Origin of the sequence: Rhizobium sp. NFACC06-2 (genome assembly GCF_900101425.1) — a bacterium.
GTDB lineage: Bacteria > Pseudomonadota > Alphaproteobacteria > Rhizobiales > Rhizobiaceae > Agrobacterium > Agrobacterium leguminum.
In genome coordinates this window covers 203,673-228,489 of record NZ_FMVA01000005.1, presented here as the reverse complement: position 1 = coordinate 228,489, position 24,817 = coordinate 203,673, and the positions used below count along the sequence as shown (strand labels likewise).

Here is a 24,817-nt window from a genome sequence, read left to right as displayed (position 1 = left end):
AAGTCCTTGGGCTGAAAGGAGTCTTTCCGCCGGGCAGACGCCCGTTGGCTGGATTCCGGCTCACGGCCGGAATGACGGAGGTAGCCTACCTCGCGTTCCAATACTCCGCTTACGAAGCCCGCTTCGTCGGCTGGAACCGTTCCCGCAGAAGCTTCAGCGCCGCATCGCCCGAAACCGGAGTGCCGAACAGGAAGCTCTGGCCGAAATGGCAGTTCATGCGCGCCAGTTCGGCCGCATCCTCGGGCGTCTCGATGCCTTCCGCCACGACCTGCATGTCGAGCGCCCGCGCCATGGCGATGACGGAGCGCAGCAGTACGTTGCGCTTGTCGCTGGTATTGGCAACCAGCGCCTTGTCGAGCTTGATCGTGTCGAAGGGGAAACGGGTCAGATAGGCGAGCGACGAATAGCCGGTGCCGAAATCGTCCATGGCGAGGCTGAGGCCCGTTTCCTTGAGCTTTGAAAGCACCAGCCGCGCCTGCTCCGGGTTTTCCATGACGACGGATTCCGTCAGTTCCAGCTTCAGCTGCTGCGGATTGCAACGGGTGCGGGTCAGCATGCCGCGTACGTCATTGTACAATTCGTTGTTCAGCAACTGCGCGCTGGAAATATTGACGGAAATGAAGATCGGCATCTTCTCGATGGCGTGCTGCCAGTCCATCAGATCGGTCGCCGCCCGTTCCAGCGCGAACATGCCGAGCGGCTCGATCAGGCCGGAGGCCTCCGCAATCGGAATGAACTCGCTCGGCGGAATATTGCCGCGCTTGGGGTGCTCCCAACGCATCAGCGCTTCGAAACCGGCCAGCTCGCCATCGTCGAGCTTGACGATCGGCTGGTAGGCCAGCGACAGCTCCTTGCGCTCGATGGCGCGGCGAAGGTCGCTTTCCATCTGCAGCCGGTCGGTGCCTGAGGTGCGGAAGGCGGGGCGGAAGGGCTCGACGCGGTTGCCGCCAGCGCGCTTGGCGCGATACATGGCGAGTTCCGCATCGCTCAAGAGTCCGGCCGCACTTTCCTGCTGGTCGATCCACGAAACGAGGCCGATGGAAGCGGTGAGGATGATTTCGCGGTTGGCGAAATTGATCGGCACCATGATCGCCTTGTTCACCGCATCGGCGAAATCGGCCACACGCTGCGGATCGCGCTCCGAGGTCAGGATCAGGCCGAACTCATCGCCGCCAAGACGCGCCAGCGTATCCTGCGGTTTCAAAAGACGACGCAGACGCCGGGTCAGCGCAATGAGGATATTGTCACCGGCAGCAATGCCGAGCGTATCGTTGACCAGCTTGTAACGATCGATATCGATGGCCATCACGGTCGGGCGCACGCCGTCGCTGTCGGAAGACAGGTTGAGGATCGATTGCAGGCGGTCGAGGAAGACCTGCCGGTTCGGAAGCCCGGTCAGATTGTCGTTCATCGCATCCTGAAGCAGCCGCTCGACGGAGTTCTTCTGCTCGGTAATATCGGTGATGGTGCCGACGCAGCGGATGATTTCGCCGTTGGAGCCGAGAACCGGGCGGGCGCGGATTTGCAGCCAGTGGAAATGACCGTCTTCGGCGCGAATGCGGAATTCGTGGTTGAGGCGGCCCTTGCGATGGTCAAGCAGCACGTCGAGCGTCGCCTTGAACCGGTCGCGGTCATCAGGGTGCAGGCGCGGCAGCCAGTTGCGTGCCGCACCGTGCATGGCGCCGGGTTCCAGCCCCAGCCGGTTGGAAATGTCGGGCGTGGTGACAATACGGTCGCGCGTCACATCCCAGTCCCAAACCGTATCGCCGCTGCCCGTCAGCGCCAGCGATTGCCGCTCGAGATCGGAGAAGAGACCCTGCTGATAGGCGCTGCCGGCAAAGGCGTGCTGGATGACGGTGAAGCCGATCAACAGCACGATCAGCACCAGCCCGCCGCCGAGCGCCGGCTGCACGATGTCGTTGTCCAGTTGCCCGGTGACCGTCAGCCAGCTGCCGAACAGCCAGACGAGGATCAGCGCCCAGGAGGGAACCAGCAAGATCGCCCGGTCATATTTGTTGAAGCCGAGATAGATGATGAGGGCGATGCCGGCGGTCGCCGTCAGGGCGAAGGATACGCGGGCAATGCCGGAGGCGACCGAGGGATCGTAGATGGCTACGCCGAACAGCAGCGCAAGACCCACAACCCAGGCAAAGGTCGCATAACCCAGATGCGCATGCCATCGGTTGAGATTGAGATAAGTGAACAGGAAGACCACGAAGCTGGAGGCGAGCGCCACTTCCGCGCCCGCCCTCCATATTCGCTGATCGCTTGAGGTGACGGTGATGAGCTTTTCGAGAAAGCCGAAATCGACGCAGATATAGGCGAGCACCGCCCATGCGAGCGCGGCCGAGGCCGGCAGAACGGAGGTTCCCTTGACCACGAACAGGATGGTGAGCAGCACGGCGAGCAGGCCGGCAATGCCGAGCACGATGCCGCGATAGAGCGTAAACGCGTTGATCGTGTCCTTGTAGGCCTCCGGCTCCCACAGATAAAGCTGCGGCAGCTGCGGCGTGGAAAGCTCGGCGACGAAGGTGATGACGGAGCCGGGATTGAGGGTGATGCGGAACACGTCGGCATCCGGGCTCGGCTGCCGGTCGAGCGCAAAGCCTTCGCTCGGCGTAATCGCCATGATGCGCTGCGAGCCGAGATCGGGCCAGAACAGCTTGGAATTGACGAGGCGGAAATGCGGCGCGACGATGACGCGCTCCAGCTGCTCTTCGGAGACGTTGGCCAGTGCGAAAACCGCCCAGTCGCCCTGATGGTCGGTGGAGCTGGCGCGCACCTCGATACGGCGGCGAATGCCGTCGGGGCCAGGCGCGGTCGAGACCTGAAAGGCTTCGCCCTGGTTGGCATAGATATCGGTGGTGGCCGTCAGGTCGAGCGCCGTGTCGTCACGGGAAATCTTCACCGGCTCGAAGGCGTAGGAATAGGAAGAGAAAAGCAGGAAAAGCAGGAAAAACGGCGCAGCCAGCGCGATTGCCGCCAGACGTTTCGCAAGGCAAGGCGCAGTGTGATTGTAGGTCATGTATCGTACTTCGTTCCGCCGGAGCTTTGCTTGTCGGCAAGAAGGGAAAACATCATATGATCCCGCCATTGGCCATTGATTTTCAGATATTCCCGCAGGAGGCCTTCCCGCTGGAACCCGGCATTTTCGAGAAGCCGGATGCTTTTGAAGTTTTCCGGAATACAGGCTGCCTCGATACGGTGCAACTGAAGTCCGTTAAAGATGTATGGTATTACCAATTTTAATGCGGCAGACATATGGCCTTGAGCGGCGTGCCGCTCGCCGATCCAGTATCCGATCATGCAGCTTTGCGCCGCACCCCGGCGGATGTACCCGATGGTGATGCCGCCGACCAGCAGCGTCTCTTTCTCGAATAGCAGGAAGGAAACGGCGGTGCCGGAGGAAAATTCCTGGCCATTGCGCACCACGCGCATGCGGAACGCGCCTTCCGTCAGCTCGTCCGGCCGCCAGGTCGGTTCCCAGGGCTGGAGAAACTGCCGGCTTTCGGAGCGCAGCACATGCCATTGCTTGAAATCGCCGTAGCGCGGCAGTCTGAGAAGGTGATTGGCGCTGCGCAGTTCAGGCGTGTCGCTATGTCGGGAAAGAAAACGCAGCATTCACGATCCCTGTGCGGCAGACATCGCCATCCGCGAGCGGGATGGCGAAAAAGATGAGCGGTCTTCGCCTTTAAATCCCGCTCTCATGTCGGTTTATCCGTTCGCCTTTATCCTTGCGGGCTGCTGCGCGGAAAGCGCCGCAGTGATGTCGGAGAGAGGCGGCAGATGTTCGAGCGGGCCAATTGCGGACAATGTCGGAACTGTATCGAAAAACAGCCGTCCCGCAAGATCGGTCAGGCGCGCGCGGGTGATGTCGCCAAGCCGCTCCATCATCTCCTCATTGGGAATGGGCCGGCCGTAAAGCATCATCTGGCGGGCCATCTGGCCGGCGCGGGCGGCCGGGCTTTCCTGGCCCATCAGCAGCTGCGCGCGGATTTGCGCCCGGGCGCGGTCGATTTCTTCCTGATAGATGGTCTGCGAGGACTTGCGAAGTTCCTCCAGAATGACGGGTACCAGTTCCGGCAGGTCGTTGCCGCCGGTGGCCGCATGCACGCCGAAGATGCCGGTATCGGAAAAGCCCCAGTGGAATGCATAGACGGAATAGCACAGGCCGCGATATTCGCGCACTTCCTGGAACAGGCGGGAGGACATGCCACCGCCGAGTATATTGGCGAGAATCTGCGAACAATAGAAATCGCGGGCGTGATAGGCCTTGCCCTCGAAGCCGAGGAGCACCTGCGCATCCATCAGGTCGCGGGTTTCGCGGATTTCGCCACCGGTATAGATCGCTTTTTCCATAACCGGTGTGGCAATGGGCAGCTGCGGCAGCGAGGCGAAACGCTCTTCCACCTGCTTCACGAAGCTTTCGTGATCGACAGCACCGGCCGCGACGACGAAGATGCGGTCCGTCGTGTAATTACGGGCGAGATAATGCCTGATCTGGCCGGTGGTGAAGGATTGAACGGTATCAGGCGTGCCGAGGATCGGACGGCCGATGGTCTGGTCGCGATAGGCCACACCGGAAAAATTGTCGAAGATCACGTCGTCGGGCGTATCGGTCGCCGCGCCGATTTCCTGCAGGATGACGTTTTTCTCCCGCTCCAGCTCGTCTTCGTCGAACAGCGATTCCGTCAGAATGTCGGCAAGGATATCGACGGCGAGGGGAACGTGGTCTTTCAGGACGCGGGCGTAGTAGGAGGTCGTTTCCGTTGATGTCGCGGCGTTGACTTCGCCGCCGACATTTTCGATTTCTTCGGCGATCTGCCGGGCAGTGCGGCGCGCCGTGCCCTTGAAAGCCATATGTTCGAGAAGATGGGCGATGCCGTGTTCGGCAGTCGTCTCGTTGCGGGAACCGGATTTGATCCACACCCCAAGAGCGACGCTTTCGAGATGCGGCATTTTTTCCGTCACAACGGTCAACCCGGACGAAAGCCGGGTCACATTTACTCTCATACTCAACGTCTTTCCGCGTCTCTATTTGCCGGCGCGTGCGTGTTTGCCGATGAAGGTTTCCACGGCTTTGAGCTCCGCATCCAGAATGTCGAAACGCTCCTCCCGGTTCATAATGTCAGCTAACCATACTGGAAGCGCAGGCTCGATTGCGCAAGCGGATTTTACAGCGGCCGGGAATTTAGCGGGGTGAGCGGTCGACAGAACGACCATCGGGCTTGACGCCTTTTCGTGCTTTTCCGCCACGAAAACGCCGGTCGCCGTATGCGGGTCGATCAGGTAGCCGGTTTTCTCAAGCGTGTCACGGATCGTTGCCGCCACCTGCTTTTCGGTGGCGCGGCCGGCGCGGAAATCCTTCTTGATGAATTTCAGCGCGTGCGGCGGAATTTCAAAGGATCCCGATTGCTTGAGGCCGTCCATCGATGCCTTCACCGCAGCGGAATCACGGCCATAGGCTTCGAACAGCAGGCGCTCGAAGTTGGATGAAATCTGGATGTCCATCGAAGGCGAGGTGGTCGGCTTGACGCCGCGCATCTCGTAACGGCCGGTCTTCAGCGTGCGCGCCAGAATGTCGTTGTCATTGGTGGCGATGACGAGCTTGTCGATCGGCAGGCCCATCTTCTTGGCGACGTAACCGGCGAAGATATCGCCGAAATTGCCGGTCGGAACGGTGAAGGAAATCTTCCGGTCGGGACCGCCGAGCGAAAGCGACGCGGTGAAATAATAGACCACCTGCGCCATGATGCGCGCCCAGTTGATGGAGTTGACGCCGGAAAGCTTCACGCCATCGCGGAACTTCACGTCGTTGAACATCTCCTTCACCAGCGTCTGGCAATCGTCGAAATTGCCGTTGATCGCCAGCGCATGCACGTTGGAAGCGGTCGAGGTCGTCATCTGGCGCTGCTGCACCGGAGAGACCTTGCCGTTCGGGAAAAGGATGAAGATATCGGTGCGCTCGCGGCCGGCAAAGGCGTCGATGGCCGCACCGCCGGTATCGCCCGAGGTGGCGCCGACAATGGTGGCGCGCTCGCCGCGTTCGGAAAGCGTATAGTCCATCAGGCGGGCGAGAAGCTGCATCGCCACATCCTTAAAGGCGAGCGTGGTGCCGTGGAAAAGCTCGAGAACGAAGGTGTTAGGGCCGGTCTGCGTCAGCGGCACGACGGCAGGATGGCGGAAGGTCGCATAGGCGTCGTCGATCATCGCCTTGAACTTGTCTGCCGGAATCTCGCCGCCGGTGAAACGGTAGAGAACCTCGAAGGCGACATCCTGATAGGACTTGCCGCGCAAGTTGCGGATTTCCTTCTTCGACATGGAAGGCCATTTGCGCGGAACGTAAAGCCCGCCGTCACGGCCAAGGCCCGCCAGAAGCGCGTCGCAAAAACCAAGCGAAGGGGCCGCACCCCTGGTCGATACATATTCCACGAGATAGTCCCTTATCCGTTACCGATGCGATCGGCGTCTTTGTCCGCAGCGTCTCACCGGAATGAGGCGATTGGCGAGCTAATGAAGGGCTTTTCTGAAAATTCAAGCAAAACCGAACATGCCAATCGATTTTTTCCGGCGTCGCTGCTATAGACCATCGCCAACCTGGGTGAAAGGTCAATAAACAGCGTCTCCGGTTCTGTTCCGGGACAAGGGAGAGGATTTAGAAGAGTGTCAGGGAATTTCTTGCGTTTGTCCGCCGCGATGTCGCTTCTCGTCGTTGTTGCAGGATGCAATTCCTCCAACCCGTCGGACTCGCTTGCCGTCAACCCGCCGGCGGCGCAGGCCGCACCGACGGCTGCCGTGGTTCAGGCCAATTGCCCGGCCGTAACGGTTCTCGATGCCAACGCCGTTCATCGCGTCTATGCCGGCGGCGCCAAGGACGATCCGCAGAAACTCGCCTATCAGGTCTCGCTGTCCGATACGACGCGTTCGTGCACCGCCAATGAATCGACGCTCACCGTCAACGTGCTGGCCCAGGGCCGCCTCGTTCCCGGCCCGATGGCCAAGCCCGGCCGCGTGACCGTGCCGATCCGCGTGACGGTGAAGGACGGCGACGGCGAGATCTACGGCGAAACAACCGCTTTCGCCGTCGATGTTCCGGCAGGCGGAGCCGGCACGCAGTTCATCTTCAACAACGACCACGTCGCCATCCCCAACGGACCGGGCGGCGCACCGAAGTCTGTCAGCGTCTTCATCGGCTTCGCCGAGCAGGGCGCAAAGGCCAAGACCAAGCGCCGGTGATTTGACGGGCTAGATATAAAAACCGGGGGCCGCTTTTGCGGGCTCCCGTTTCTTTTTGAATGGCAACGAATTTAAATGCCTGCTGCCTTTCGCAAGGCCTCGTTGATGCGGCTCTGCCATCCTTTGCCACCTTCGCGAAAACGCTCCACCACGTCTTCATCGAGGCGTAACGTCACCTGTTTCTTCGGCTTATCCACCGGCGGGCGGCCACGCGTCTTTCTGTATTCATCAATCGCTTCGAAGAAAGCAGGAGGCAAAACGTCTCGGGCGGGGCGTGCATTTGCCAGTTCCTGATCCGTCATTTCCGGGAAGTCGACGGCGTCCCAGTCCGCTTCGGTATAGCCGCGTCCGGGTTTGAATTCTTTCAGTTTTGCAACTTTGGCCATGGCAACCTCCTTCTTTCCCTGGAACTCGCCCGTCGGAAGCTGATGATGGATATTGCTTCTGTCCCGACAGTCGCAAAAACAACGGCCATAGTCCCGTCCCGGAAATATCCGATCGCTTTGAAACGCGAACTTCCCGGTTCGGTCAGGCTTTTCTCGATGATGGCGTTCTCCCAATCAAACCCATCGATATCTTCAAAATCGAAGCCGTGCTTCTCGATATTGGCGAGCCGCTTGTGCTCGTCCCATATGACTTTCATGAATTAATGTAGCTACATTTATTAAAATATCAATGCTACCACTCAGATCACGAAAGAAGCCGCTTCACAACTTAAAAAGCGCCTTCCCACTCCGCCATTGCCGCAATCACGGCCGGCAGGTCCTGCATGCGCGAGATCACCGTTTCGGCGCCCGCATCCGTCAGTCGGTCGGCGTGGCTCGGATAGGTGTGGGATGCGCCGGTGAAGCCGATGACGCGCATGCCGGCGGCTCTTGCGCCATGGATGCCGTGCACGGAATCCTCGACCACGACCACGCGGTCGGGGGAAACGCCGAATTGCGCCGCGCCGTGCAGGAAGATGTCGGGCTTCGGCTTCACGCGGTCGGCTCCAAGGTCCTTGGCGGAATAGATATGCGGCGCGAAGTAGGGCTTCAGGCCCACCTTCGTCAGCATCATGTCGAGGCGGTGGCTCGATGAGTTCGAGCAGATGCACCGCGGCGTGGTCAGGCGAGACAGGGCGAATTTGACGCCCTCGATGATCTTCACATCGCGTTCCAGCCGCATGTCGAGCAGCTTTTCCGACTTGTCGAGCAGGGAAGCAGAGAGCGGGATGCTGGCTTCGCTTTCCACCTGCAGAAGAATGTTCTTCCAGGTCATGCCGGCGAAACGCTCGCCCATTTCCTCGACGGAGATCGGATAACCGGCCTCGGTCAAAAGGCGGGATTCAACCTGCGCCGCGATGATTTCGGAATCGACCAGAACGCCGTCACAGTCGAAAATAATGAGGTCGAAGCCGCTCATGGGCGCTCCCTGTATCGGATTTGGCTGGAAGAAAATGATGCCGGGCTTTTAGACCATGTCCACGCCAAGCTCAACCGGCTCACCCGCAAAGGTCGGTCCCATCAGGCTCATAGCTCGGTCGGCCTGTGTAAGCGACTGTGCCGCCTCGAATATTTGGTTTGGCGTTCCTCTTTCGCGCAAAAACCGCTACACACCGCCGCGCCATATGCGTTATGGGATGTTATGCCCAAGACAGTGAAAAACACGCCCGAAGACACCATTGCCGCGCGCATCAGCCGCACGCTCGCCGACCGCATCGTTCGCGGCGAGCTGTCGCCGGGCGAGAGGTTGCGGCAGGACCACATCGCCGCCGAATTCGGCGCGTCACATGTGCCGGTGCGCGAGGCATTCCGCCGGCTGGAAGCGCAGGGGCTTGCCGCCAGCATTCCGCGCCGGGGTGTCCGGGTGGCGGATTTCGGCCTTGACGATGTGCGCGAGGTGGCGGAAATGCGCGCCGCCCTTGAAGTTCTGGCGCTGCGCCACGCCATTCCCAACATGACGCCCGCCATTCTCGACCAGGCGGAGGCGGCAACGCTCGAGGGCGACAGCGCCGTCGATGTGCAGCATTGGGAGGAGGCCAACCGCCGCTTCCATCGTCTCATCACCGCGCCCTGCAACATGCCGCGCCTGATGGAGGCAATCGACGGGTTGCATGCGGCGAGCGCCCGCTTCCTGTTTTCCGCCTGGCGCGCCGGCTGGGAGCGCCGCACCGATACCGATCACCGCGCGATCATCGATGCGCTGCGCGGCGGCCGCGCCGAAGAGGCGGTGCGTATCCTCGACGGACATGTGCAATGGATCGGCCGCAAGGCGATCCGCACCTCGTCCGGCTCGGTGCGCGACGCCTTCGCCATTGTCGGATAGGGCGGGCCCGTGACCGTCCGCCTGCGGCCCCACCATCTTCTCTGTATGCTCACCTATGTGGGCAAGGGATATACGTCCGGCTTCATCGAGAATTACGACCGTGTCGCCGCCCGCCTGAACGCCGGTGAGGAAGATATCGAGCTGGTGGATGGTCCGGACGATATTTGCGAGGGCCTGCTGTGTGAAAGCCATGCCCACTGTTTCAACGAAGGCGTGGTGCAGCGGGACGAGACAGCCCGCCTTTCGGTGTCAGCGCTTTTGGGCGAGACATTGACCGCTGGCAAGCGGTTGCAGGCGACGCCCGACTTTCTGGCGAAGATGCGCCAGGCTTTCGCCGCAGGCGAGATCAGGCCTGCCTGTCGAGGCTGTCAGTGGACAAGACTGTGCGACCGTATCGCGGCATCAGGTTTCGCAGGCGTGAAAATCGGCGAACGTCCGGAGCTTCCGGCCGGCCGGACGCCGAGGCCTACTCCGACACATCCGTCTCGGTTCTCTCGGCGGCCTTGACTGTCGCCTTGATCTCCTTCGGCTCGCGGCCGGATTTCTTGTCGTAGCTCACCTTCACCGAATATTCGCCGGGATGCAGGGTTTCCTGATGCTGCGTGCCGTAACGGCCGGAAATCTCTTTCTGCGTGCCCTGAAGATCCTTGGTGGTTTCAACGATGTCGATCCGTTCCGCACCGGGCGCCTTGATGGCGAGAACGCCCGCATCGAGATCGAGGGTGATTTCGGTTCGTTTTCCGGCAGTCACGGTGAATGGCTGTTCCACCGTCACCTTGCCCAGACGCGCGCGCATGACGAAATCGCCGGCGGGCATTTCCATGATCTTGCCGGTGCCGTAAATGCCGTTGATGGTCTCACGCGTGCCATCCAGCGTTTCCTTGGCCGACATCGCTTCGAAGCGGATATCGTCCGTTTCCACCGCCCTGCCGCCCTCCGCATAAACGGCCTTGGCGATCACCACGCCGCTTGGAATGACCAGCTCGTGGCTGATCTTCTCGCCCGCCTTGATGGCAAGCGTCTCCTCAGCCCGCGCCGGGCCGATGCTGCCGGTGAGGACGACGTCTCCGGCCGGCACGAAGACGGTATTCTGGCCATAGACGCTGTCCTTGAAATCGTCCTTGGTGATTTCCGTCTTTGCCTGCGTTTCCACATCGCCGCCGGCGCTGCGTTTCGGCACGACGGTCAATTCCGCAGCGTCGAAGTTCACCTTCGGCCTCGCGACGCTTCCGTCCTTCACCTCGAACGACACTTCGCGGGTCACATTGCCCAGTGCCGCCACCCCGACATATTTGCCCGCCGGCAGTTTCGCCTCGAAGGTGGCGTCATAGGAGCCGCCGGCATTGTCGTCCGTACGCCCGCCGGAACGGTCTGTCTTGTAGAAATCCCACCGCACCCTGTCGCTGTTGCCGAGCGAGGGGCCGCCATCGAACAGGACCGCATCGGTGACGACGTTATACTGCGGAGCCGGTTGCTGCGCCTGCGATGGCGCCGGCAGCGCCGTTGCGAAAAGCGCGGCGCAGACGACATTCATGGAAAAAGAAGCCATTTTCATCACGGACCCCATTGCGGATTACCCCCTGCCATCATGGCTCTTCCCGCCGCGCCGATATGCGAGGACAGGAGAACCCTTTGTGCACAACGTTTTCGCCCGACTTCGGGTTCCCCCGCCGGCCGCCGCAAATCGCGCCTGCGGGCCGCGGCAGCCATTTATTTCGCATTTTCCGTGACTTGTTCAGGCTTTGATAACCATCTTCGGTAACCATAAGCATCAGTAGAGAGTAAGCGTATGGAGCGAGTACCAATGGCAGCAGTTTTTCCGCTGGCCGATTTTCGGCGTGCCGGTTTTGATCGTGCGGGCGAGAGCGACGCCTGGAAAGACAGCATCATCAAAGGTGATTGTGTCGCTGCCTTGGATGCCCTCCCGAGCCAGTCGGTGGATGCGATTTTCGCCGATCCGCCCTATAACCTTCAGCTTGGAGGAACCTTGCACCGTCCCGATCAGTCGCTGGTCGATGCCGTCGATGACGAATGGGACCAGTTCGCCTCCTTCGAGGCCTATGACGCCTTCACCCGCGCCTGGCTGCTTGCCTGCCGCCGCGTGCTGAAGCCGAACGGCACCATCTGGGTCATCGGCTCCTACCACAATATCTTCCGCGTCGGCTCCATGCTCCAGAACCTCGATTTCTGGATCCTGAACGACATCGTCTGGCGCAAGACCAACCCCATGCCAAACTTCAAGGGCCGCCGGTTCCAGAACGCGCATGAGACGATGATCTGGGCCAGCCGCGATCCGAAAGCCAAGAACTACACCTTCAACTACGATGCGCTGAAGGCCTCCAACGACGATGTGCAGATGCGCTCCGACTGGCTGTTCCCGATCTGCAGTGGCAACGAGCGGCTGAAGGGTGACGACGGCAAGAAGGTGCATCCCACCCAGAAGCCGGAAGCGCTGCTGGCGCGCATCATCATGGCCTCCACCAAGCCGGGCGATATCGTGCTCGACCCGTTCTTCGGCTCCGGCACCACGGGTGCCGTTGCAAAACGTCTCGGCCGCCACTTCGTCGGCATCGAGCGCGAACAGGATTATATCGATGCGGCATCCGCCCGCATCGCCGCCGTCGAGCCGCTCGGCAAGGCGGAACTGACCGTGATGACCGGCAAGAAGGCCGAACCGCGCGTTGCCTTCAACACGCTGGTGGAAAGCGGCCTCGTCCGCCCGGGCCAGGTGCTGACGGATGCACGACGCCGTTATAGCGCCATTATTCGTGCCGATGGTACGATTGCATCCGGCGGGACCGCCGGCTCCATTCACCGCCTCGGCGCGAAGGTGCAGGGTCTCGACGCATGCAACGGATGGACGTTCTGGCATTTCGAAGACGGCGACACGCTGAAGCCGATCGACGATCTGAGAGCGATCATCCGCAGTGAACTGGCAAAGGCCGAATAGTCAAAGCCCAAAAGGCTTGGACGCAACGATCCACCGCCCGCCCTTGTCAGCCTATGTCTCCGTCCGGTTTAGTACCTTCAGTCCCGGATGGAGAACGACCAACGCCCGGCACTTCGGTGTCGGGCGTTGGTGTTTCCGAGTATCCTATTTTAGCAAGACAAGTTTCGCGCAAGAGATCGGCAATACTGTCTCAAATCAGAGCAGTGGTTGTGAAAATCCGGTTCGGAAAAATCACAAAAACATTGCGTCCGATGCCGCTTGCGGCAGGACTGGCGCAGGCCGGAGACCGCCATTTCCGCCTGCGCCAATTTCTTTTCCCGATCTGTTTTGACAAACTTTGCCAAATTCTGCACTCTTCCATCAAAGGAGATGAATATGGCGACCATGAACATATCGCTGCCTGCACCCATGAAAGAATGGGTCGAGGCCCAATCCAGGACAGGTCGTTACTCCAATGCGAGTGACTACGTGCGAGACCTGATCCGCAAGGATCAGGAACGAGGCGAAAAAATCGCGGCGATGCAGCGTTTTGTGGATGAGGGATTGCAGAGTGGCGTCGGGCATCGTTCGCAGGAGGCGCTGTTCGCCGAGGCTGAAGCCCGCGCCATGAAACGCAAAATCGGTTGATCATGGGCTTTCGCCTGTCTCTGCTCGCGGAAGAGGACGTCATTCGCATAGTCGAAGAAGGCATAGTCTTATTCGGGCTGGCGCAGGCGCAAAAATATCACCGGGAACTATATGAGATATTTGAGCTGATATCTCTCAACCCACGAATGGCACGAGAACGGCATGAGTTGTTACCCCCGTTGCGTATCCATCGGTTCAGGGTGCATCTGGTTGTTTATGCCGTGGGGACGGACGATGACGTCCTGATCGTCCGCGTCCGCCACGCACATGAAGACTGGGCCAACGAGTCGTAGCCGGGCGTCCACGTCACCGTTTTGCCCGGCAGCCAGCTTACGCTTCCACCCCATAAGCCCGCAAATCCTGCCGCAGCTTTTCCGCGCCGGTGAAGTGCACGGCCTGCCAGCCTGCTTTCTTCGCGCCTTCGACATTGGCGAGCGTATCGTCGATGAAGAGGCTGGTGGCTGGATTGAGGTCGAATTCCTTCGCGTGCAGATCATAGATCGCCACGTCAGGCTTCAACAGCTTCACATCGCCGGAAACGGTGACGCCGCGCGGCAAAGTGAGGAAGGGGAACATTTTCTGGGCCTCGCGGAAGGTGTCGGAGGCGAAGTTGGTCAGCATGGTCACGTCGTAGCCGCTGTCGATCAGCGCAACCATGATGGCGACGCTGTCGTCGTAGGAATGTGAGACCATCTCGTGCCAGAACTTGCGGAAGGAACGGATGTGCTCTTCCCGATCCGGGAACTGCTCCACCAGCATCGCCTCGGCGTCCTCCCAGCGGCGTCCGCGATCCTGTTCCAGGTTCCAGTCATGGGTGCAGACATTCTCGAAGAACCATTTGCGCTCGTCGGCATCGGGGATGAGGCGGCTATAGGGAATATGCGGATCGTAATGGATCAGCACCTTGCCGATGTCGAATACGATATGCTCAATCTTGGTCATCGAAATTTCCTGCTTTCATCGAATGCGGATGGAATAGCCTGCGCGATGACTTTTTTCATCACCGTTGGCAGCGCCTGCGCGTCAAGATTTGTAACCGGCTCCCACCATCCGTCATCCGGACCGGCTTGAAGTCCGTCCGGCACCTGCACGCGATAGACGGTGAGCCGCAATTCGAAATGGGTGAAGACGTGCACGATGACGCCCGCCGCCTGCCAGCCGGCGGCAAAGGGCGCATGGCTCGCCTCCGTGCCGCCGTCCATGCGGGCGGTCCATGCCGTTGTCGGCACCTCGGTCATGCCGCCGAGAAGCCCACTTTCGATGCGCCGGCGAAGCAGGATTTCGCCGCTCGCATTCACCGCCACGAAGGCAGCCCCGAGCCGCACCGGCTTTGCCTTCTTCGCCGCCTTGACCGGAAAACGCTCCGGCTCGTCATGGGCAAGCGCAAGACAGTGGCCGTTGAACGGACAGAGCGCGCAGGCCGGCCGTTTCGGCGTACAGATCGTCGCGCCGAGATCCATCATCGCCTGGGCGAAATCGCCGGGGCGGTCGGAAGGGGTAAGCGCGGCCACCTTCGCTTTCATGGCGGGCTTTGAGCCGGGCAGGGGAGCGTCTATGGAAAAGAGGCGGGAGATGACGCGCTCCACATTGCCGTCCATCACCGCCGCCTGCCGGTTGAATGCGATGGCCGCCACGGCGGCGGCGGTATAATCGCCGATGCCGGGCAGTTGCTTCAGGCCCTCTTCGCTGTCCGGAAAGATGCCGCCATGGTCGCGCGCCACGGCTTCGGCGCATTTTTTAAGGTTGCGGGCGCGGGCGTAATAACCGAGCCCTGCCCAGGCCGCCATGACATCTTCGACCGGCGCCCCGGCCAGATCGCTGACGCTTGGCCAGGCGGCGAGAAACTTCAGGAAATAGGGCTTGACCGCCTGCACCGTCGTCTGCTGCAGCATGACCTCCGACAGCCAGACATGATAGGGATCGGCGCGTTTTCCCCGTGCCGCCATGGCGGGAGACGTGCGCCATGGCAGTTCGCGATGGTGCCGGTCGTACCATGCGAGCAGCATCTGCGCATAAGACGACGAGGCGGTTTTTTGAAGCATGGTTTGCCGTTTCTGTTCGATTTGGCCTATAGTTGGGACATCCGTAGCGGGCGATCAAGAAAATGTGGATCGCCCTCTCCAAAATCGCGAGTGAAACATGCGTTATCCCCAGAGTGATGCCGGCAAGAAGAAGGGCGTCGTGCAGATCGCCGAAGTCGCCAATGGCATCATGGACCCCGTGCTGTCCAAACGGGCGGGCATCAACACGGCGCTGCTCGGCTCCTGGGACGAGATCGCCGGCGAGGACTTCGCCGATTGCACCCGGCCGGAAAAGATCACCTGGCCGCGCCGCGACGAGGGGCCGGATCGCGGCGGTTATCAGCCGGGCGTGCTGACGATTGCCTGCGAAGGCGCGCGCGCCCTGTTTCTCACCCATGCGCAGGGCGAACTGATTGCCCGCATCAACGGCTTTTTCGGCTTTCCGGCGGTGCGTCAGATCAGGATCGTGCAGAAACCGGTGTCCCAAACCGTCAACCGCCGGCGCAAACCGCAGCCCTTACGCGGCGATGCGGCAAAACGTCTCGATGACATGATGGACGGCATCGAGAGCGAGGCGCTGCGCAAGGCGGTGGAGAGGCTGGGCACGGCGGTTTTGCAGAAGAAGCCGCGCGGCAGGACGATTTGATGTGCACAGGCTGTCCTTGACTGGTCACAATTCTTTGACAAGAAGAGTTCAAAACCCCGCTTGTGATGAACAGGCCGTCGCTATATCGGAATCAACGGACAATAGAGTCTATTACCAACAGGTGCTTTCATGCATTTTCCCGAACTGACCATTTCCCGTCGCAGCCTCCTCGGCGGCGTTGCTCTTGCTGCCGTTGCCACGGCCCTGCCGTTCGCCTTCACGCCCGGTGTCGCCGAGGCGCAGGAACTGCCTGAATCCACCGGCGATGTGGACATGGCTGCGGTGATGAAGCCCGGCCCGCTGCCGGAAGCAGCGCTCGGCGATGCCAACGCACCCGTCAAGATCGTCGAATACATGTCGATGACCTGCCCGCACTGCGCCAACTTCCACAACAAGACCTTCGAAGAGATCAAGAAGAAGTACATCGATACCGGCAAGGTCTATTTCGTGCTGCGCGAATTCCCGTTCGATCCGCGCGCCGCTGCCGCCTTCATGCTGGCGCGCTGCGCACCGGAAGGTCAGTATTTCCCCTTCGTTTCCATGCTGTTCAAGCAGCAGCAGAGCTGGGCCGTCGCGCAGGATGCGCGCGCCGCCCTGCTGCAAATGTCGAAAATGGCCGGTTTCTCACAGGAGTCTTTCGAGGCCTGCTTGACGAACCAGAAACTTCTGGATGATGTGAACGCAACGATGCAACGCGGTGCGACGGAATTCGGCATCAACTCCACGCCGACTTTCATCATCAACGGCAAGAAATACGCAGGAGACATGTCGGTTGAAACCATGTCGGCTGTCATCGACAAGCTGCTCTGATCGCCGGACCCTGAAAGAAACGGGCGGCGGATATTTCCGCACGCCCGTTTTTTATTGCCCGTCTTCTTGCCGGGGCGTGACGGCATGAAGTTCAACAAGCTCCGCCTCGTCGGTTTCAAGTCTTTCGTCGAGCCTTCCGAATTCATCATCGAGCCGGGGTTGACCGGTGTGGTCGGGCCGAATGGCTGCGGCAAGTCCAATCTGGTCGAAGCGCTGCGCTGGGTGATGGGCGAGAATTCCTACAAGAACATGCGCGCCTCCGGCATGGATGACGTCATCTTCTCCGGTTCCGGCAATCGCCCGGCCCGCAACACCGCCGAAGTCGGCCTTTATCTCGACAATTCCGACCGCACCGCGCCCGCCGCCTTCAACGATGCCGATGAAATTCAGGTGACGCGCCGCATCGAACGTGAAAACGGCTCCGTCTACCGCATCAACGGCAAGGAAGCGCGCGCCAAGGATGTGCAGCTTCTCTTCGCGGATGCCTCCACCGGCGCGCGCTCTCCCTCCATGGTGGGGCAGGGCCGCATCGGCGAACTCATCAACGCCAAGCCGCAGGCACGCCGCCAGCTGCTGGAAGAGGCGGCCGGCATTTCCGGTCTGCATTCCCGCCGCCACGAAGCCGAGCTTCGCCTGCGCGCCGCCGAAACCAATCTGGAGCGGCTGGAAGATGTGACCGCCCAGCTGGAAAGCCAGATCGAAAGCCTGAAGCGTCAGGCCCGGCAGGCCAACCGCTTCAAGATGCTCTCGGCCGATATCCGCGCCCGCGAGGCGACGCTGTTGCACATTCGCTGGGTGGAGGCGAAGGAAGCCGAAGGCGAGGCGGAAAGCGCGCTCAATCAGGCGACGAATATCGTCGCCGAAAAAGCGCAGGCGCAGATGGAGGCGGCCAAGCAGCAAGGCATTGCCAGCCTGAAGCTGCCGGAGCTGCGCGAGGACGAGGCGCGTGTCGCCGCCGCCCTGCAACGCCTGCAAATTGCCCGCACCCAGCTGGATGACGAGGCCAACCGCTTGCTGCGCCGCCGCGATGAGCTGGCGCGCCGCCTGTCGCAGCTTGGCGAGGATATCATCCGCGAGGAACGGCTTGTCTCCGATAATGCCCAGATACTCGCGCGGCTCGATGAGGAAGAGGCCGAACTTCTGGAAATCCTCTCCGATTCCGGCCGCCATGCGGAAGAGATGCGCGAAGCCTTCGAAGCCGCCGCTGTCAAGCTGGCGGAAAGCGAAGCCATCTTCACCGCGATCACCGCCGAACGGGCCGAAGCCGCAGCCGCGCGCCAGCAACTGGAGCGGGCGATCCGCGATCTTTCCGACCGCAAGCTGAGGCTGGAACGGCAATCGCAGGAGGCATCCGCCGAGATCGATGCCATCGACGAAAAGCTCTCCGGTCTTCCCGATCCTTCCGAGCGGCGAGAAGCGGTCGAGGCGGCGGAGATCGCGGTCGAGGATGCCCTGATCGTGGTGGAGGAAGCCGAAGCCGCCGTCGCGGAGGCGCGTTCCGCCGAAGCGCTGGCGCGCGCGCCGCTGGAAACGGCGCGGAACCGGCTGAACGCGCTGGACACGGAAGCGCGCACCATCACCAAAATCCTTGCCTCCAGCGCTGCCGCCAATGGCAGCTTTACGCCGGTGGCGGAAGAAATGACGGTGGAGCGCGGTTTCGAGGCGGCATTGGGTGCAGCCCTCGGCGATGATCTCGAAAGCCCGCTCGATCCCGCAGCACCCGCCTATTGGGCCGGAAATGGCGACGGGGTGGGCGATCCCGCCTTGCCGCAGGGTGCGAAACCGCTTCTGGATTATGCGCAGGCGCCGGAAGCCCTGCGCCGCGCTTTGGCGCAGATCGGCGTCGTCGCCAACACTGCGGAAGCCCTGCGCCTGCTGCCGCACTTGAAGGCCGGCCAGCGGCTGGTGACGCGCGAAGGCGCGCTGTTGCGCTGGGACGGTCACATTGCCAGTGCCGATGCGCCGGGTGCCGCAGCGCTTCGCCTGTCGCAGAAGAACCGCCTTGCTGAAATCGAGACAGAACTGGATGAGGCCCGCTCCATTCTGGACGAGGCCGAAGACCAGCTTGCCGCGAAAACTGAAGATATCCGCAGCAGCGAATTGCGGCTCTCGGAAGTGCGCGACAGAAGCCGTCTTGCGACCCGCCATCTTGCCGAGGCGCGCGAGGCGCTGACTGCGGCCGAACGGGCCTCGGGCGATCTGCTGCGCCGCCGCGATATCGTGTCCGAAGCACTGAACCAGATCGGCGCGCAGATCGACGAGATCGCTGTTCAGGAGGAAAACGCCCGCATCGAAATGGAAGACGCGCCCGATCTTTCCGTGCTGGATCTGCGGCTGCGCGAAAGCCAGCTTGAAGTCGCGACCGACCGCGGCCTTCTGGCGGAGGCCCGCGCCCGCCATGAGGGTGTGAGCCGCGAGGCGGAAAGTCGCCAGCGCAGAATTCAGGCGATAGGGCAGGAGCGCTCCACCTGGCAATCGCGCGCAGCAAGTGCGGCCGATCACATCGCGACATTGCGTGAACGCGAGGAAGAGGCGCGCGAGGAAATCGCCGAGCTGGACATAGCGCCGGAGGAGTTCGACGAGAAGCGCCGCAACCTCCTCAATGAATTGCAGAAGACCGAAGACGCCCGCCGTGAGGCCGCCGACCGGCTGGCCGAGGCGGAAAACCTGCAGCGCGCCGCCGACCGGGTGGCGGCAACGGCGCTTTCGGAACTGGCCGAAGCCCGCGAAAAACGCGGCCGCGCCGAAGAACGGCTGGTCTCCGCCCGCGAAAAGCGGCAGGAAACCGAACACCGCATCCGCGAAACGCTGAATACCGAGCCGCATATGGCGTTCCGCCTGACAGGACTTGGACCGGACCAGCCTAAGCCCGATATTCGCGATGTCGAGCGTGATCTCGACCGGCTGAAGATCGAGCGCGAAAGGCTTGGCGCGGTCAATCTGCGCGCCGAGGAAGAGCAGGCCGAGCTTTCCGCCAAACTCGAAGCGCTCATCAAGGAGCGCGACGACATCATCGATGCCGTGCGCAAGCTGCGCGCCGGCATCCAGAACCTCAACCGCGAAGGCCGCGAACGGCTGATCGCAGCTTTCGATGTGGTCAATTCGCAGTTCCAGCGGCTGTTCACCCATCTCTTCGGCGGCGGCACGGCGGAATTGCAGCTGATTGAATCCGACGATCCGCTGGAAGCGGGCCTGGAAATCCTCGCTCGCCCGCCCGGCAAGAAACCGCAAACCATGACTCTGCTTTCCGGCGGCGAACAGGCGCTGACGGCCATGGCGCTGATCTTCGCGGTCTTCCTCACCAATCCCGCGCCCATCTGCGTGCTGGACGAGGTGGACGCGCCGCTCGACGACCACAATGTCGAGCGTTACTGCAACCTGATGGATGAGATGGTGGCCTCCACCGAAACGCGTTTCGTCATCATCACCCACAATCCCATCACCATGGCACGCATGAACCGCCTGTTCGGCGTTACGATGGCGGAACAGGGCGTGTCGCAGCTCGTCTCCGTGGATTTGCAGACCGCCGAGCAGCTGCGCGAAGCCGTCTGAGGCTTCTTTTCCCCTTCGCCTCCATTGCGAATTTATCTGGCGGTATCACCCATTCGGGTGAGCGACAATGCGCGGTGTTTTGCTATGTTTTCCGCAAGGGCCAAAGGGCTCGTCACAGACCCCACCATCCGGTTTCCTGTACCGGATGGAATGCCTTGCGAGGCCGCTGCCGTGGCCTCGCAAGGCTTTCTTTTTTCGGGTTCATAGGGTGATGTGGGTGTATGGCTGGTAATCGTTTCCGGGGCGCAAACCTCCTCCGTCATGCCGGCCTTGAGCCGGTATCCAGCCAGCCCAAGTCCTTGGGCTGAAAGGACTCTTCCCGTCGCGCGAGAGCCGCGTCGACTGGATTCCGGCTCAAGGCCGGAATGACGGAAGGAGAGGACACTACAAGTCCCGGTAAACGCCGCGCCTGCCATAACTCTCAATCGTGCAGTGCGGAGCGCTACCGCCTGCTCACCCCGGCACCAGCCGCAGCCGCGTGCCCCAGGGGTCGATTGCCTCCACCACATTGTTTTCCATCTCCACCAGCACGCAACCGGCGGCCCTCAGCCGCGTCTTCTGCGCCTCCAGATCGGCGGGGTTGCGAATGGTGAGGGAAAACCAGTCGAGACCGGTTTCCATGGCGTTGCGTTCCTTCGCGCCACGGCTGTTCCATGTATTCACCGCCAGATGATGATGATACCCGCCGGAAGAGAGAAATGAGGCATCGGAGCGCGCATCCTGCGTCGGTTGCAGGCCGATGGCCGTTTCATAAAAGGCGCGGGCGACGGCGATTTCGCCGACCCGCAGGTGAACATGCCCGATGCGCATTCCCGGCGGGGCAGCCTCATAATCGCTTCTTTTGGTATCGGTCAGCTTCACCAGATCGTCGACATCGAGCGGTTCGGTGCCCATTTTCACCACGCGGCCGCTCCACACCCATGTATCCTTCGGCCGGTCGCTGTAAACCTCGATGCCGTTGCCTTCGGGATCGTTGAGATAGATCGCCTCGCTGACATTGTGGTCGGCAAAACCGGAAAGCGGCACCTGCTTTAGCGCCGCATGCACCAGCCAGCGCGCCAGATCCTTGCGTGAGGGCATCAGGTAGGCGATGTGGAACAGGCCGGCGGAGGTGGGACTTTCGAAATCCGCGGCCGGCTTGTGCACAAGATCGAGCAGCGGCACGGTGCCAACGCCGAGCGTTACGCCTCTGGCCGTGCGCTCCACCTCGTTCATGCCCAGCACTGAACGGTAATACTCGATCATCTGGTCGAGATCGCGCACGCGCAGCGCGGCCTGGCCGATATGCATCGGCGTCGTCAGCGCGAAAGGAAGGGTGGAGGCGGCGCCTGCGACGGGCACTGCGCCTTCGGCTCTGAGCGCCCCGGCAAGCGCGCTGGCGGCACAGGAAATTCCGGCAAATTTAATCGTATGGCGGCGGGTAAATTGCATGAATAATCTCTTTGTCGGCGATTTGAATGGCTTAGGCAACACTCCAGTTCAGCGCATTACACGAATGCGTCAATCATGCCGTTATTCGGTCTTTGCGGCAATTCTTGCGCGCAATTTGCCGCAATTATGCTGCACTGCGATGTAAACTGCACGTTGCGGCGTTTCCAACGTGCCGCCAATGCTGTAGATGATAGAAAAATGACAACGCTTCTGGGTGGAGAGCGTGGAATGAAAAAGTGGGTTTATACCTTCGGCAACGGTGCTGCCGAAGGCAGGGCAGGTGACGTTGCGATATTGGGCGGCAAGGGCGCGAACCTTGCCGAAATGGCAAGTCTCGGCCTTCCCGTTCCCCCCGGCCTCACCATCATAACCGATGCCTGCGCGCTTTATCACAAGAACGGCCGCGATCTTCCCGAAGAGCTGAAGCTGCAGGTCATGGCTGGCCTGCACGGCATGGAAACCGTGACCGGCAAGACCTTCGGCGGCAGCCACTCGCCGCTGCTCATCTCCGTCCGTTCCGGCGCGCGCGCCTCCATGCCCGGCATGATGGATACCGTGCTGAACTTGGGTCTCAACGACCGCACCGTCGAGGCGCTGGGCCACGATGCGGGCGACGCCCGTTTTGCCTGGGACAGCTACCGCCGCTTCATCCAGATGTATGCCGATGTGGTCATGGGCCTCGACCACGAATTGTTCGAGGAAATTCTCGAGGACGAGAAAGGCCGCCTCGGCCACGAATACGATACCGACATGTCGGCGGTCGAATGGCAGCATGTCGTTTCGCTTTATAAAAAGCTGATCGAGGATGAGCTGGACGAAGCCTTCCCGCAGGACTGTCATGTTCAGCTCTGGGGCGCTATCGGAGCCGTCTTCGCCAGCTGGACCAACCACCGCGCCGTGACCTACCGCCATTTGCACAATATTCCAGGGGACTGGGGCACGGCCGTCAACGTTCAGGCCATGGTCTTCGGCAATCTCGGATCGTCCTCGGCAACCGGCGTCGCCTTCACCCGCAATCCTTCGACGGGAGAGGCGGAGCTTTACGGCGAATTCCTCGTCAACGCTCAAGGGGAAGATGTAGTGGCGGGCATCCGCACGCCGCAATCCATCACCGAGGCCGCGCGTCTTGCCTCCGGCTCCGACAAGCCCTCGATGGAAAAGCTGATGCCGGAGGCGTTCAACGAATTTCTGGCGATCTGCAAGCGGCTGGAAAATCATTATCGCGATATGCAGGATCTGGAGTTCACCATCGAGCGCGGCAAGCTCTGGATGCTGCAGACCCGCTCCGGCAAGCGCACCACCCGCGCGGCCATGAAGATCGCCGTCGATATGGTGGAAGAAGGGCTGATCTCGCAGGAGGAGGCCGTCTGCCGCATCGAGCCGTCATCGCTCGACCAGCTGCTGCACCCTACCATCGATCCCGGCACATCGCGACCCATCATCGGCTCAGGCCTGCCGGCTTCGCCGGGAGCGGCGACGGGCGAAATCGTCTTTACCGCCGAAGAGGCGGTTGCGGCGGAAGCCGAAGGCCGCCGTGTCATTCTGGTGCGCATCGAAACCAGCCCGGAAGATATTCATGGCATGCACGCCGCCGAAGGCATTCTGACGACGCGCGGCGGCATGACCAGCCACGCCGCCGTGGTGGCGCGCGGCATGGGCATTCCCTGTGTCACCGGCGCCGGTTCCATGCGCGTCGACATGCGCAACAAGGTGCTGATCGGCGTCGGCTGTATGCTCAAGCGCGGCGATGTCATTACCATCGACGGTTCTTCCGGCCGGGTGCTGAAGGGCGAGGTGCCGATGACGCAGCCGGAACTCTCGGGCGATTTCGGCAAGCTGATGGAGTGGGCCGACAGCCTGCGCCGCATGACTGTGCGCACCAATGCCGACACACCCGCTGACGCCCGCGCCGCCCGCGCCTTCGGCGCGGAAGGCATCGGTCTCTGCCGTACTGAACATATGTTCTTCGAGGGCGACCGCATCCATGTGATGCGTGAGATGATCCTCGCCGAAAGCGAAAAGGGCAGGCGGGCGGCGCTGGATCAGCTTCTGCCGATGCAGCGCTCGGATTTCACCGAGCTTTTCCAGATCATGCACGGCCTGCCGGTGACGATCCGCCTGCTCGATCCGCCACTGCACGAATTCCTGCCGAAGACCGATGGCGAAATCGTCGAGGTGGCGGCCGCCATGGGCATGCCGCAGACCGTATTCCGTCAGCGGCTGGATGCTCTGCACGAATTCAACCCCATGCTCGGCCATCGCGGCTGCCGTCTGGCCATTTCCTATCCCGAAATCGCCGAAATGCAGGCTCGCGCCATTTTTGAAGCGGCTGTGGCTGCGGCGCGCATCACCGGTGCGCCTGTCGTGCCTGAGATCATGGTGCCGCTAGTCGGCCTCCGCTCCGAACTGGATTACGTCAAGGCCGTCATCGACACGGTGGCGGCCGAGGTGGCGGAAGAGACCGGCATGAGCATCGAATATCTGACCGGCACCATGATCGAGCTGCCGCGTGCGGCGCTGCGCGCCCATGTCATTGCGGAAGCGGCGGAATTCTTCTCTTTCGGCACCAACGACCTGACACAGACGACCTTCGGCATTTCGCGTGACGATGCGGCGCGTTTCATCAACACCTATCAGCGCAAGGGCATCATCGAACGCGACCCGTTCATCTCGCTCGATTTCGATGGTGTGGGCGAGTTGATCCGCATCGCCGCCGAACGCGGCCGCCAGACGCGGCCGGAGCTGAAGCTCGGCATCTGTGGCGAACATGGCGGCGACCCGGCCTCGATCCATTTCTGTGAGGATGCCGATCTCGACTACGTGTCCTGCTCGCCCTTCCGTGTGCCCATCGCCCGGCTTGCCGCCGCGCAGGCAACGCTGGCGGCGAAGAGGGATGAGGGCAGGGTGGCGAGCAATGTCGCCTTCATTCCCGTCAGGGGTTCTGTTGGACGATGATCCGCCGCTCCACCACCACGGGGCGGTAGAACATGTCGCGGTTCATCTGCGCCTGCCAGGCACGGTTGTCGGCGCGGCGGTCCATTTCCAGGTCGAGAAGGCAACCGGCCATCGGGTCCGTGCCGGGGCGGAAACCATAACCCCGGCAAGTCGCCTCATCCCGCGCCCGACGCTCTTCCGGCGTCAGCGTCTGGCAGGCGGTGAGCGCCAGCATGGCGGCAAGCGCACCGAAGACGATGGAAACACGCATTTTGTTTCTCCCTTAACATGACAGCCGTACGG

General features: G+C 61.4%; 22 protein-coding genes. 10 read left to right on the top strand and 12 right to left on the bottom strand.

Annotation, left to right across the window (positions count from 1 at the left end):
• Positions 1-109 precede the first annotated feature (109 nt).
• The 4 genes from F3H58_RS11790 to thrC form a co-directional block, all read right to left on the bottom strand.
• Positions 110-3,025, bottom strand: coding sequence for a sensor domain-containing phosphodiesterase (locus F3H58_RS11790; RefSeq protein ID WP_149742303.1), 2,916 nt, complete (start codon positions 3,023-3,025; stop codon positions 110-112).
• On the bottom strand, positions 3,022-3,621 hold the full coding sequence (locus F3H58_RS11785) for a GNAT family N-acetyltransferase (protein ID WP_003509108.1): 600 nt from the start codon (positions 3,619-3,621) through the stop codon (positions 3,022-3,024). The genes F3H58_RS11790 and F3H58_RS11785 overlap by 4 nt, the downstream gene beginning before the upstream one ends.
• A gap of 93 nt (positions 3,622-3,714) precedes the next feature.
• A complete protein-coding gene (locus F3H58_RS11780; protein WP_149742365.1) occupies positions 3,715-5,013 on the bottom strand; it encodes a M16 family metallopeptidase in 1,299 nt (432 codons plus the stop codon).
• A gap of 21 nt (positions 5,014-5,034) precedes the next feature.
• Entirely contained in the window at positions 5,035-6,432 is a 1,398-nt protein-coding gene (gene thrC / locus F3H58_RS11775) for a threonine synthase (protein ID WP_003520498.1), read from the bottom strand.
• Between the two features lie 264 nt (positions 6,433-6,696).
• Between thrC and F3H58_RS11770 the strand changes: the two genes are divergently transcribed.
• Positions 6,697-7,236, top strand: coding sequence for a hypothetical protein (locus F3H58_RS11770; RefSeq protein ID WP_035236805.1), 540 nt, complete (start codon positions 6,697-6,699; stop codon positions 7,234-7,236).
• 71 nt (positions 7,237-7,307) lie between these two features.
• Here the strand turns inward: F3H58_RS11770 and F3H58_RS11765 are convergent, their stop codons facing one another.
• The 3 genes from F3H58_RS11765 to F3H58_RS11755 form a co-directional block, all read right to left on the bottom strand.
• On the bottom strand, positions 7,308-7,622 hold the full coding sequence (locus tag F3H58_RS11765; RefSeq protein WP_059754107.1) for a BrnA antitoxin family protein: 315 nt from the start codon (positions 7,620-7,622) through the stop codon (positions 7,308-7,310).
• Complete coding sequence (locus F3H58_RS11760) at positions 7,601-7,879, bottom strand: BrnT family toxin (protein WP_127756244.1); 279 nt, start codon at positions 7,877-7,879, stop codon at positions 7,601-7,603. The genes F3H58_RS11765 and F3H58_RS11760 overlap by 22 nt, the downstream gene beginning before the upstream one ends.
• Before the next feature lie 71 nt (positions 7,880-7,950).
• The gene (locus F3H58_RS11755) at positions 7,951-8,640 is read right to left on the bottom strand and encodes an HAD family hydrolase (protein ID WP_003520496.1); all 690 of its coding nucleotides are present in this window, start codon (positions 8,638-8,640) and stop codon (positions 7,951-7,953) included.
• Between the two features lie 222 nt (positions 8,641-8,862).
• Here F3H58_RS11755 and F3H58_RS11750 point away from each other — a divergent pair, with 222 nt between their 5' ends.
• Both F3H58_RS11750 and F3H58_RS11745 read left to right on the top strand, forming a co-directional pair.
• Entirely contained in the window at positions 8,863-9,543 is a 681-nt protein-coding gene (locus F3H58_RS11750) for a GntR family transcriptional regulator (protein ID WP_065654301.1), read from the top strand.
• A 45-nt stretch (positions 9,544-9,588) separates the two neighbouring features.
• The gene (locus tag F3H58_RS11745) at positions 9,589-10,050 is read left to right on the top strand and encodes a DUF1284 domain-containing protein (RefSeq protein WP_149742364.1); all 462 of its coding nucleotides are present in this window, start codon (positions 9,589-9,591) and stop codon (positions 10,048-10,050) included.
• Here F3H58_RS11745 and F3H58_RS11740 read toward each other — a convergent pair.
• The gene (locus tag F3H58_RS11740; protein WP_149742302.1) at positions 10,010-11,110 is read right to left on the bottom strand and encodes a hypothetical protein; all 1,101 of its coding nucleotides are present in this window, start codon (positions 11,108-11,110) and stop codon (positions 10,010-10,012) included. The two genes, F3H58_RS11745 and F3H58_RS11740, sit on opposite strands and share 41 nt — an antisense overlap.
• A gap of 237 nt (positions 11,111-11,347) precedes the next feature.
• Here F3H58_RS11740 and F3H58_RS11730 point away from each other — a divergent pair, with 237 nt between their 5' ends.
• The 3 genes from F3H58_RS11730 to F3H58_RS11715 all read left to right on the top strand — a co-directional run bounded on the left by F3H58_RS11730 (position 11,348) and on the right by F3H58_RS11715 (position 13,413).
• Complete coding sequence (locus tag F3H58_RS11730) at positions 11,348-12,493, top strand: site-specific DNA-methyltransferase (protein WP_003520492.1); 1,146 nt, start codon at positions 11,348-11,350, stop codon at positions 12,491-12,493.
• A 375-nt stretch (positions 12,494-12,868) separates the two neighbouring features.
• On the top strand, positions 12,869-13,120 hold the full coding sequence (locus F3H58_RS11720) for a type II toxin-antitoxin system ParD family antitoxin (protein WP_149742301.1): 252 nt from the start codon (positions 12,869-12,871) through the stop codon (positions 13,118-13,120).
• A 2-nt stretch (positions 13,121-13,122) separates the two neighbouring features.
• Positions 13,123-13,413, top strand: coding sequence for a type II toxin-antitoxin system RelE/ParE family toxin (locus F3H58_RS11715; RefSeq protein ID WP_188128894.1), 291 nt, complete (start codon positions 13,123-13,125; stop codon positions 13,411-13,413).
• Positions 13,414-13,450: 37 nt separating this feature from the next.
• Here the strand turns inward: F3H58_RS11715 and F3H58_RS11710 are convergent, their stop codons facing one another.
• Both F3H58_RS11710 and mutY read right to left on the bottom strand, forming a co-directional pair.
• A complete protein-coding gene (locus F3H58_RS11710) occupies positions 13,451-14,062 on the bottom strand; it encodes an HAD family hydrolase (protein ID WP_149742299.1) in 612 nt (203 codons plus the stop codon).
• Positions 14,059-15,162, bottom strand: coding sequence for an A/G-specific adenine glycosylase (gene mutY, locus F3H58_RS11705; protein ID WP_149742298.1), 1,104 nt, complete (start codon positions 15,160-15,162; stop codon positions 14,059-14,061). The genes F3H58_RS11710 and mutY overlap by 4 nt, the downstream gene beginning before the upstream one ends.
• 97 nt (positions 15,163-15,259) lie before the next feature.
• Between mutY and F3H58_RS11700 the strand changes: the two genes are divergently transcribed.
• The 3 genes from F3H58_RS11700 to F3H58_RS11690 all read left to right on the top strand — a co-directional run bounded on the left by F3H58_RS11700 (position 15,260) and on the right by F3H58_RS11690 (position 20,149).
• Positions 15,260-15,787, top strand: a complete 528-nt coding sequence (locus F3H58_RS11700; protein ID WP_149742297.1) for a DUF721 domain-containing protein — start codon at positions 15,260-15,262, stop codon at positions 15,785-15,787.
• Between the two features lie 129 nt (positions 15,788-15,916).
• Positions 15,917-16,597, top strand: a complete 681-nt coding sequence (locus F3H58_RS11695) for a DsbA family protein (protein ID WP_149742296.1) — start codon at positions 15,917-15,919, stop codon at positions 16,595-16,597.
• Positions 16,598-16,681: 84 nt separating this feature from the next.
• A complete protein-coding gene (locus F3H58_RS11690; RefSeq protein WP_149742295.1) occupies positions 16,682-20,149 on the top strand; it encodes a chromosome segregation SMC family protein in 3,468 nt (1,155 codons plus the stop codon).
• A gap of 453 nt (positions 20,150-20,602) precedes the next feature.
• On the opposite strand, the gene F3H58_RS11685 is transcribed toward F3H58_RS11690, so the two are convergent.
• Positions 20,603-21,580, bottom strand: a complete 978-nt coding sequence (locus F3H58_RS11685) for a VOC family protein (RefSeq protein WP_149742294.1) — start codon at positions 21,578-21,580, stop codon at positions 20,603-20,605.
• 228 nt (positions 21,581-21,808) lie between these two features.
• Between F3H58_RS11685 and ppdK the strand changes: the two genes are divergently transcribed.
• Positions 21,809-24,535: a pyruvate, phosphate dikinase gene (ppdK, locus tag F3H58_RS11680; RefSeq protein ID WP_149742293.1), complete on the top strand. Its 2,727-nt coding sequence runs from the start codon at positions 21,809-21,811 to the stop codon at positions 24,533-24,535.
• Here the strand turns inward: ppdK and F3H58_RS11675 are convergent.
• Positions 24,513-24,785, bottom strand: a complete 273-nt coding sequence (locus F3H58_RS11675) for a hypothetical protein (protein ID WP_035260597.1) — start codon at positions 24,783-24,785, stop codon at positions 24,513-24,515. The genes ppdK and F3H58_RS11675 overlap by 23 nt on opposite strands.
• Between the last annotated feature and the right edge of the window lie 32 nt (positions 24,786-24,817).

Excerpts from the sequence above, each read along its gene's own strand:
- F3H58_RS11790 (WP_149742303.1), bottom strand. The coding sequence starts at position 3,025 with ATGACCTACAATCACACTGCGCCTTGCCTTGCGAAACGTCTGGCGGCA.
- F3H58_RS11785 (WP_003509108.1), bottom strand. The coding sequence starts at position 3,621 with ATGCTGCGTTTTCTTTCCCGACATAGCGACACGCCTGAACTGCGCAGC.
- F3H58_RS11780 (WP_149742365.1), bottom strand. The coding sequence starts at position 5,013 with ATGAGAGTAAATGTGACCCGGCTTTCGTCCGGGTTGACCGTTGTGACG.
- F3H58_RS11770 (WP_035236805.1), top strand. The coding sequence starts at position 6,697 with ATGTCGCTTCTCGTCGTTGTTGCAGGATGCAATTCCTCCAACCCGTCG.
- F3H58_RS11765 (WP_059754107.1), bottom strand. The coding sequence starts at position 7,622 with ATGGCCAAAGTTGCAAAACTGAAAGAATTCAAACCCGGACGCGGCTAT.
- F3H58_RS11760 (WP_127756244.1), bottom strand. The coding sequence starts at position 7,879 with ATGAAAGTCATATGGGACGAGCACAAGCGGCTCGCCAATATCGAGAAG.
- F3H58_RS11755 (WP_003520496.1), bottom strand. The coding sequence starts at position 8,640 with ATGAGCGGCTTCGACCTCATTATTTTCGACTGTGACGGCGTTCTGGTC.
- F3H58_RS11750 (WP_065654301.1), top strand. The coding sequence starts at position 8,863 with ATGCCCAAGACAGTGAAAAACACGCCCGAAGACACCATTGCCGCGCGC.
- F3H58_RS11745 (WP_149742364.1), top strand. The coding sequence starts at position 9,589 with ATGCTCACCTATGTGGGCAAGGGATATACGTCCGGCTTCATCGAGAAT.
- F3H58_RS11740 (WP_149742302.1), bottom strand. The coding sequence starts at position 11,110 with ATGGGGTCCGTGATGAAAATGGCTTCTTTTTCCATGAATGTCGTCTGC.
- F3H58_RS11730 (WP_003520492.1), top strand. The coding sequence starts at position 11,348 with ATGGCAGCAGTTTTTCCGCTGGCCGATTTTCGGCGTGCCGGTTTTGAT.
- F3H58_RS11720 (WP_149742301.1), top strand. The coding sequence starts at position 12,869 with ATGGCGACCATGAACATATCGCTGCCTGCACCCATGAAAGAATGGGTC.
- F3H58_RS11715 (WP_188128894.1), top strand. The coding sequence starts at position 13,123 with ATGGGCTTTCGCCTGTCTCTGCTCGCGGAAGAGGACGTCATTCGCATA.
- F3H58_RS11710 (WP_149742299.1), bottom strand. The coding sequence starts at position 14,062 with ATGACCAAGATTGAGCATATCGTATTCGACATCGGCAAGGTGCTGATC.
- mutY (WP_149742298.1), bottom strand. The coding sequence starts at position 15,162 with ATGCTTCAAAAAACCGCCTCGTCGTCTTATGCGCAGATGCTGCTCGCA.
- F3H58_RS11700 (WP_149742297.1), top strand. The coding sequence starts at position 15,260 with ATGCGTTATCCCCAGAGTGATGCCGGCAAGAAGAAGGGCGTCGTGCAG.
- F3H58_RS11695 (WP_149742296.1), top strand. The coding sequence starts at position 15,917 with ATGCATTTTCCCGAACTGACCATTTCCCGTCGCAGCCTCCTCGGCGGC.
- F3H58_RS11690 (WP_149742295.1), top strand. The coding sequence starts at position 16,682 with ATGAAGTTCAACAAGCTCCGCCTCGTCGGTTTCAAGTCTTTCGTCGAG.
- F3H58_RS11685 (WP_149742294.1), bottom strand. The coding sequence starts at position 21,580 with ATGCAATTTACCCGCCGCCATACGATTAAATTTGCCGGAATTTCCTGT.
- ppdK (WP_149742293.1), top strand. The coding sequence starts at position 21,809 with ATGAAAAAGTGGGTTTATACCTTCGGCAACGGTGCTGCCGAAGGCAGG.
- F3H58_RS11675 (WP_035260597.1), bottom strand. The coding sequence starts at position 24,785 with ATGCGTGTTTCCATCGTCTTCGGTGCGCTTGCCGCCATGCTGGCGCTC.